Origin of the sequence: Shouchella oshimensis, from assembly GCF_004375095.1 — a bacterium.
GTDB lineage: Bacteria > Bacillota > Bacilli > Bacillales > Bacillaceae_D > Shouchella > Shouchella oshimensis.
In genome coordinates this window covers 772,186-780,000 of record NZ_SNUX01000004.1, presented here as the reverse complement: position 1 = coordinate 780,000, position 7,815 = coordinate 772,186, and the positions used below count along the sequence as shown (strand labels likewise).

Annotated in this window: 3 protein-coding genes and 2 rRNA genes (1 of these 5 only partly in view); 1 reads left to right on the top strand and 4 read right to left on the bottom strand. The window is 46.0% G+C overall.

The window, feature by feature from the left end:
• The 3 genes from E2L03_RS19360 to E2L03_RS19350 form a co-directional block, all read right to left on the bottom strand.
• Nucleotides 1–1,601 (bottom strand): 23S ribosomal RNA (locus E2L03_RS19360) (it extends 1,336 nt beyond the left edge of the window).
• A 407-nt stretch (nucleotides 1,602–2,008) separates the two neighbouring features.
• Nucleotides 2,009–3,556, bottom strand: a 16S ribosomal RNA gene (locus E2L03_RS19355).
• The 16S and 23S rRNA genes sit together here, the layout of an rRNA operon.
• 448 nt (nucleotides 3,557–4,004) lie before the next feature.
• Nucleotides 4,005–4,976 carry an SDR family oxidoreductase gene (locus E2L03_RS19350; protein ID WP_134260155.1) on the bottom strand — a complete coding sequence of 324 codons (972 nt, stop codon included), beginning with the start codon at nucleotides 4,974–4,976 and terminating at the stop codon, nucleotides 4,005–4,007.
• A gap of 124 nt (nucleotides 4,977–5,100) precedes the next feature.
• Here E2L03_RS19350 and E2L03_RS20620 point away from each other — a divergent pair, with 124 nt between their 5' ends.
• Nucleotides 5,101–5,265, top strand: a complete 165-nt coding sequence (locus tag E2L03_RS20620) for a hypothetical protein (protein WP_166740383.1) — start codon at nucleotides 5,101–5,103, stop codon at nucleotides 5,263–5,265.
• A gap of 33 nt (nucleotides 5,266–5,298) precedes the next feature.
• Here E2L03_RS20620 and gyrA read toward each other — a convergent pair whose 3' ends face one another.
• Nucleotides 5,299–7,815: a DNA gyrase subunit A gene (gene gyrA / locus E2L03_RS19345; protein ID WP_038484754.1), complete on the bottom strand. Its 2,517-nt coding sequence runs from the start codon at nucleotides 7,813–7,815 to the stop codon at nucleotides 5,299–5,301.

Sequence of the window (7,815 nt, the reverse complement as noted above, 5' to 3'; positions counted from 1 at the left end):
GGGATTTCGGACCCTTGGGTCCTTCACGGTCACAGCTCAGCCTTCACGGAACACGGATTTGCCTATGTTCCAGCCTTGCATGCTTCGACGCGCACAGCCAGCGGCGCGCTCACCCTACCTTTCTGCGTCCCCCCATCGTTCAAACAAATACGAGGTGGTACAGGAATATCAACCTGTTGTCCATCGCCTACGCCTTTCGGCCTCGGCTTAGGTCCCGACTAACCCTGAGCGGACGAGCCTTCCTCAGGAAACCTTGGGCTTTCGACGGAGGGGATTCTCACCCCTCTTTTCGCTACTCATACCGGCATTCTCACTTCCAAGCACTCCACTAGTCCTCACGATCTAGCTTCACAGTCCTTGGAACGCTCCCCTACCCAATCCCTACTGGGATTGCCATAGCTTCGGTGATACGTTTAGCCCCGGTACATTTTCGGCGCAGAGTCACTCGACCAGTGAGCTATTACGCACTCTTTCAATGATGGCTGCTTCTAAGCCAACATCCTGGTTGTCTAAGCAACTCCACATCCTTTTCCACTTAACGTATACTTGGGGACCTTAGCTGATGGTCTGGGCTGTTTCCCTCTTGACTACGGATCTTAGCACTCGCAGTCTGACTCCCGAGTTAAAGTTTTTGGCATTCGGAGTTTGACTGAATTCGGTAATCCTGTGGGGACCCCTCGTCCAATCAGTGCTCTACCTCCAAAACTCATCACTCGAGGCTAGCCCTAAAGCTATTTCGGGGAGAACCAGCTATTTCCGAGTTCGATTGGCATTTCACCCCTACCCACACCTCATCCCCGCATTTTTCAACATGCGTGGGTTCGGGCCTCCAGTCGGTGTTACCCGACCTTCACCCTGGACATGGGTAGATCACCCGGTTTCGGGTCTACGACAACGTACTCACTCGCCCTATTCAGACTCGCTTTCGCTACGGCTCCGCCTCATCAGCTTAACCTTGCACGTTATCGTAACTCGCCGGTTCATTCTACAAAAGGCACGCCATCACCCGTTAACGGGCTCTGACTAGTTGTAGGCACACGGTTTCAGGATCTCTTTCACTCCCCTTCCGGGGTGCTTTTCACCTTTCCCTCACGGTACTGGTTCACTATCGGTCACTAGGGAGTATTTAGCCTTGGGAGATGGTCCTCCCGGATTCCGACGGGGTTTCACGTGTCCCGCCGTACTCAGGATCCACTCTGGAGGAAACGAAGTTTCAGCTACAGGGCTGTTACCTTCTTCGGCTTGTCTTTCCAGACAATTCACCTACTCCGTTTCTTTGTAACTCCGTATAGAGTGTCCTACAACCCCAAGAGGCAAGCCTCTTGGTTTGGGCTGATTCCGTTTCGCTCGCCGCTACTCAGGAAATCGCATTTGCTTTCTCTTCCTCCGGGTACTTAGATGTTTCAGTTCCCCGGGTCTGCCTCACCCTGCCCTATGTGTTCAGGCAGGAGTACCATCCCATTACGGATGGTGGGTTCCCCCATTCGGAAATCTCCGGATCAAAGCTTACTTACAGCTCCCCGAAGCATATCGCTGTTCGTCGCGTCCTTCATCGGCTCCTAGTGCCAAGGCATTCACCGTGCGCCCTTTCTAACTTATCCATTTTCACTTCAGATTCCCATCGTATCTCTTCGTCTGGTTCCTGTCTTTCTGTCAGTTACGTAGCGAACTACGCTCCTTCCATCAAGCATTTCCCATCCTTGATCTACTCGGGTCTCTTTGTCAATTGGTTAACCTAAAAGGTTTATGAATTCTTGACGTCTCGTTCAAACAGTTGTAACACCGATGAACAAAACTAATTTGAGTTGATTGATTATGATTTAGTTTTCAAAGAACCATGCCTACAGGATGTAGGTACCAGGCGTTGCCACAGGACGTGGCGTTCTTAGCGTGGTATCCATTACCTTCGCATTTTCAATTGGAAGAGGAATTCTTCCAAAACTGAACAAAAGATCCAAAGCGCTATATGACCCGAGGTCATACATCGACTAGAGTAAATACTCCATAGAAAGGAGGTGATCCAGCCGCACCTTCCGATACGGCTACCTTGTTACGACTTCACCCCAATCATTTGTCCCACCTTAGGCGGCTGGCTCCAAAAGGTTACCTCACCGACTTCGGGTGTTACAAACTCTCGTGGTGTGACGGGCGGTGTGTACAAGACCCGGGAACGTATTCACCGCGGCATGCTGATCCGCGATTACTAGCAATTCCGGCTTCATGTAGGCGAGTTGCAGCCTACAATCCGAACTGAGAATGGCTTTATGGGATTGGCTCCACCTCGCGGTTTCGCTGCCCTTTGTACCATCCATTGTAGCACGTGTGTAGCCCAGGTCATAAGGGGCATGATGATTTGACGTCGTCCCCACCTTCCTCCGGTTTGTCACCGGCAGTCACCTTAGAGTGCCCAACTAAATGCTGGCAACTAAGATCAAGGGTTGCGCTCGTTGCGGGACTTAACCCAACATCTCACGACACGAGCTGACGACAACCATGCACCACCTGTCACTTTGCCCCCGAAGGGGAAGCTCTGTCTCCAGAGTGGTCAAAGGATGTCAAGACCTGGTAAGGTTCTTCGCGTTGCTTCGAATTAAACCACATGCTCCACTGCTTGTGCGGGTCCCCGTCAATTCCTTTGAGTTTCAGCCTTGCGGCCGTACTCCCCAGGCGGAGTGCTTAATGTGTTTACTTCGGCACTACGGGCATCGAAACCCCTAACACCTAGCACTCATCGTTTACGGCGTGGACTACCAGGGTATCTAATCCTGTTTGCTCCCCACGCTTTCGCGCCTCAGCGTCAGTTACAGACCAGAGAGTCGCCTTCGCCACTGGTGTTCCTCCACATATCTACGCATTTCACCGCTACACGTGGAATTCCACTCTCCTCTTCTGCACTCAAGCTTCCCAGTTTCCAATGGCCGCTCGGGGTTGAGCCCCGAGATTTCACATCAGACTTAAGAAGCCGCCTGCGCGCGCTTTACGCCCAATAATTCCGGACAACGCTTGCCACCTACGTATTACCGCGGCTGCTGGCACGTAGTTAGCCGTGGCTTTCTGGTGAGGTACCGTCAAGGTACCGGTAGTTACTCCGGTACTTGTTCTTCCCTCACAACAGAGCTTTACGACCCGAAGGCCTTCCTCACTCACGCGGCGTTGCTCCGTCAGACTTTCGTCCATTGCGGAAGATTCCCTACTGCTGCCTCCCGTAGGAGTCTGGGCCGTGTCTCAGTCCCAGTGTGGCCGATCACCCTCTCAGGTCGGCTACGCATCGTCGCCTTGGTAAGCCGTTACCTTACCAACTAGCTAATGCGCCGCAGGCCCATCCCTTAGTGACAGCCGAAACCGTCTTTCAAAAGAGAATCAGGTGATTCTCTTTATTATCCCGTATTAGCTCCGGTTTCCCGGAGTTATCCCAGTCTAAGGGGCAGGTTACCTACGTGTTACTCACCCGTCCGCCGCTAACGTCCGGGAGCAAGCTCCCTTCTGTCCGCTCGACTTGCATGTATTAGGCACGCCGCCAGCGTTCGTCCTGAGCCAGGATCAAACTCTCCGTTAAAAGTGTTTGACTTGCTCATTTGCACAATTTAAAGCTGTGTCTAACTTCATTGACGAGATACCTTGTATCTCTTTTTACGCTTGGCTTTTGTTCAGTTTTCAAAGAACTCGTTTGCGCCTCGATCTCTCTTGGCGACTCAACTAATATACCATTTTCTCTCGTATAAAGTCAACAACTTTTTTTAAAAAGAAATGGTAAGTTGTTTGCGCCTCTCTTAAGAGGACAATTAATAATATATCATTCTATTAATAAACCGTCAACTGTATTTATGAATTTATTTAATTTATTTTTTCTACCCATTAAGTTTCGAGCAACCACGCTGTCCTTTTACGTAAACTAGATTTGTTGATACACCATAGTTCCTTTTCAACTAAAAAGAACAGCATCTGCTAGCATGCTGTTCTCTGTCTAATTAGAGAGCCTTTGTATTCGATTAAATCTATTTACATTAACTATTTGTTGATTGTCCTGCATCAACATGTAAAACCTGGCCAGTCACAAACCGAGAATCATCTGATGCTAAATACACATACGTGGGTGCTAACTCAAAAGGTTGACCAACTCTTCCTACTACATTATCTACTGGTAAGGCATTATCATCTGCTGTAAAGCTAGATGGAATAAGCGGCGTCCAAATCTTACCTGGTGCTACTGCATTTACACGTATCCCGTTCTTTCCGACTTGTTTCGCTAGAGCTCTCGTCCATCCTACGTTCGCTCCCTTTGTCGCCGTATAATCAACAAGCTGTGGTTCCCCTACATACGTTACGACGGAGGATGTCATAATAATAGAGCTTCCAGATTTTAAATAGGGCATAGCAGCTCTCGTTAAGTAGAAATGCGAGTACACATTCACTTTAAACGTGTGATCAAATTGTTCGTCCGTTATATCGGTAATTGATTGCTGGGGAAACTGGATACCAACGTTGTTAACAACAATATCAATCTTTTTAAATGCCTCAATCGCACGTCGCACAATTTCTTCATTTTTTTCTTTTAAACTTACATCACCAGAAATAAGTAGACAACGGCGTCCTAATTCCTCGATCCTATTCTTCGTTCGGTAGGCATCCTCATGTTCATGTAAATAACTAATGACACAGTCAGCACCTTCCTTTGCAAACGCAATGGCCGCTGCCGCCCCAATGCCACTATCACCACCTGTAATAATGGCGACTTTATCCTCTAGCTTGCCAGAACCTTTGTATTGCTCATTTTCTATAATAGGAAGTGGTACCATTAGTGACTCAATTCCCGGCTGTTCCAATTGTCTTTGTTCAGGTCCTGTTAAATTTAGTTCCTCATAGCGTGTAATCTTCCCATAACTAGGATATAAGGGATATGTTCCTTCTTTCATATATGTTTTAAACCATTGTTGAAGCTCTTCCATCTCACGCTTTTTGTCAGATTCATTCGTCATCTCATCACCTCAATAGTCTTACACTATGAATAGGCGATTACCTACGTGCACGTCTTTTTATTGAGAGACATACTTCTCTCGTATCGACTTTGCATATAGTAAGTGAAAAAGGAGGAGAAGTCTCATGAAGTTTACCTTTTATCCCGAAGTCACCCTGCTTACAACGAACGATCCATCAGAACACGAGCGTATGCACTATTTAGGGGAATCCTGGCTAGTTCCAAAAATAGGACCTAGACCTCCCTATTATGCTCATCCTCGACTTGAACCAGCTTACCCAATCCTTTAAGACGAAAAGAAACTGTCCAAAAGGACAGTTTCTTTATTCTTCATTCGATTCAGTTGTTTCTTCTATAGCATTTGTAGCATCTGTCGTTTCTAATTCTTCGCTATCCTCAAGATCCTCTACATCTTCATCCTGAATGTTAACGCGGGCAACTGTTGCTACCTCTTCGCCTTCCTGAACACGAATGAGCGTAACCCCTTGTGTATTTCTTCCGGTTGTTGAAATACCCTCGACAGTGGTACGAATAATAATTCCATTCGCCGTTACAATCATAATGTCATCGTCTTCGCCTACCATTTTCAATGAGATAAGCGGACCGTTTTTGTCGGTTACGTTACATGTCTTAATGCCTTTACCGCCTCGGCTCTGAACACGGTATTCATCCAGCTCTGTTCGTTTTCCATACCCTTTTTCTGTTACAACAAGCACCTTTTGGTCTTCGTTAATAACATCCATTCCAACTACACCATCATCATTTGAAAGAGTGATCCCTTTTACACCACCAGCAGTTCGTCCCATGTCACGAACATCCGTCTCATGGAAACGAATAGCCATACCTTGCCTTGTGCCAATCATCATCTCTCGATCCCCGTCGGTTAAACGGACACCGTGCAATGAGTCGCCTTCACGCAAGTTAATAGCAAACAGACCGCCTTTACGGATATTTGCAAATGCGGATAACGTTGTTCGCTTCGCAATACCATGTTCCGTTAAGAAGAATAAGTATGAGTTGTCGTCAAATTCTTCAATTGGAATAACTGTACTGATCGTTTCACCTGGTTCAATTTGCAGGAGATTAATGGCTGGGATTCCTTTTGCCGTTCGTCCCAATTCAGGAATTTCATACCCTTTTAAGCGATATACTTTTCCTTTGTTCGTAAAGAATAAGATAGTATGGTGCGTATTTGTTATAAACAAATGTTGAACAAAATCATCGTCATTTGTTCCCATTCCTTGTATTCCTTTACCACCACGTCTTTGCGCTCGATACGTGGAAACTGGTAGACGCTTCACATATCCGTTATGCGTAATGGTAATGACGATATTTTGACGAGGAATCAAATCTTCATCTTCAAGATGTTCTTCACTCATTGAGATAACCGTTCTACGTTCATCATTAAATTTCTGCTTGACCAATTCTAATTCCTCGCGAATGACTTCTAACACACGTTCTTCGCTGGCTAAAATGGCTCTTAGCTCTGCAATACGGGCCATTACTTCTTGATACTCTTGTTCTAACTTATCTCGTTCAAGACCAGTTAGTCTTTGTAATCTCATATCTAAAATGGCTTGCGCCTGATCATAGCTAAGTTCAAAGCGTTCAATCAATCCATTACGTGCAATTTCAGCTGTTGCTGATGCACGAATTAGCGCGATAATCTCATCAATATGATCTAAGGCTATACGCAGCCCTTCTAATATGTGTGCACGAGCCTCTGCTTTATTTAAATCAAATTGGGTCCGTCTACGAATGACTTCTACTTGGTGTGCTAAATAATGTTCTAACGCCTGCTTGATATTCAATACTTCAGGTTTGCCGTTAACGAGTGCTAACATATTAATCCCGAAACTTGTCTGCAAAGCCGTTTGCTTGTATAAATTATTTAAAATGACGTTCGGGTTTGCGTCACGACGGACATCAATCACAATGCGCATCCCATTACGGTCAGATGAATCTCTCAGCTCCGTAATACCTTCTATTTTTTTATCACGAACGAGTTCGGCAATTTTTTCAATTAACCGCGCTTTATTTACTTGGTAAGGAAGTTCAGTCACAATAATAGACTGCTTGCCTTTATTTTCTTCGATTTCTGTTTTTGCTCGTACCATAATGGATCCGCGACCAGTCGTGTACGCTTTACGAATTCCAGAACGTCCTAAAATTTCTCCACCAGTTGGAAAATCAGGACCAGGAATGTGCTCCATTAAGTCTGGAATGGTTATCTCTGGGTCTTTCGATAATGCAAGCACACCATCAATTACTTCCCCTAGCTGGTGAGGAGGAATGTTCGTCGCCATTCCAACGGCAATACCAGAAGTACCGTTCACTAAAAGGTTTGGAAATCTTGCTGGCAATACTTTAGGCTCGCGCTCCGTCCCATCATAGTTATCGTCAAAGTCAACTGTGTCCTTGTTTAAATCACGCACAAGCTCCATTGAGATTTTTGACATCTTTGATTCTGTGTAACGCATCGCTGCCGCTGAATCTCCATCAATAGATCCAAAGTTTCCATGTCCGTTAACGAGCATATAACGATAGCTAAAATCTTGCGCCATACGAACCATCGTATCGTATACAGAAGAATCTCCGTGTGGGTGATACTTTCCTAAAACTTCTCCAACAATTCTTGCCGATTTTTTAAAGGGTTTGTCAGGAGTCATTCCTAATTCAAACATTGCATATAGAATACGGCGGTGAACCGGCTTCATTCCATCTCGTGCATCAGGAAGTGCTCGGCTAACAATAACACTCATGGCATAATCCATGAATGATTCTTTCATCTCTTCATCAATTAATCGTTCTCTAAGTCTCGACACATCTTCTTCAGCCAT

Excerpts from the sequence above, each read along its gene's own strand:
- E2L03_RS19350 (WP_134260155.1), bottom strand. The coding sequence starts at position 4,976 with ATGACGAATGAATCTGACAAAAAGCGTGAGATGGAAGAGCTTCAACAA.
- E2L03_RS20620 (WP_166740383.1), top strand. The coding sequence starts at position 5,101 with ATGAAGTTTACCTTTTATCCCGAAGTCACCCTGCTTACAACGAACGAT.
- gyrA (WP_038484754.1), bottom strand. The coding sequence starts at position 7,815 with ATGGCTGAAGAAGATGTGTCGAGACTTAGAGAACGATTAATTGATGAA.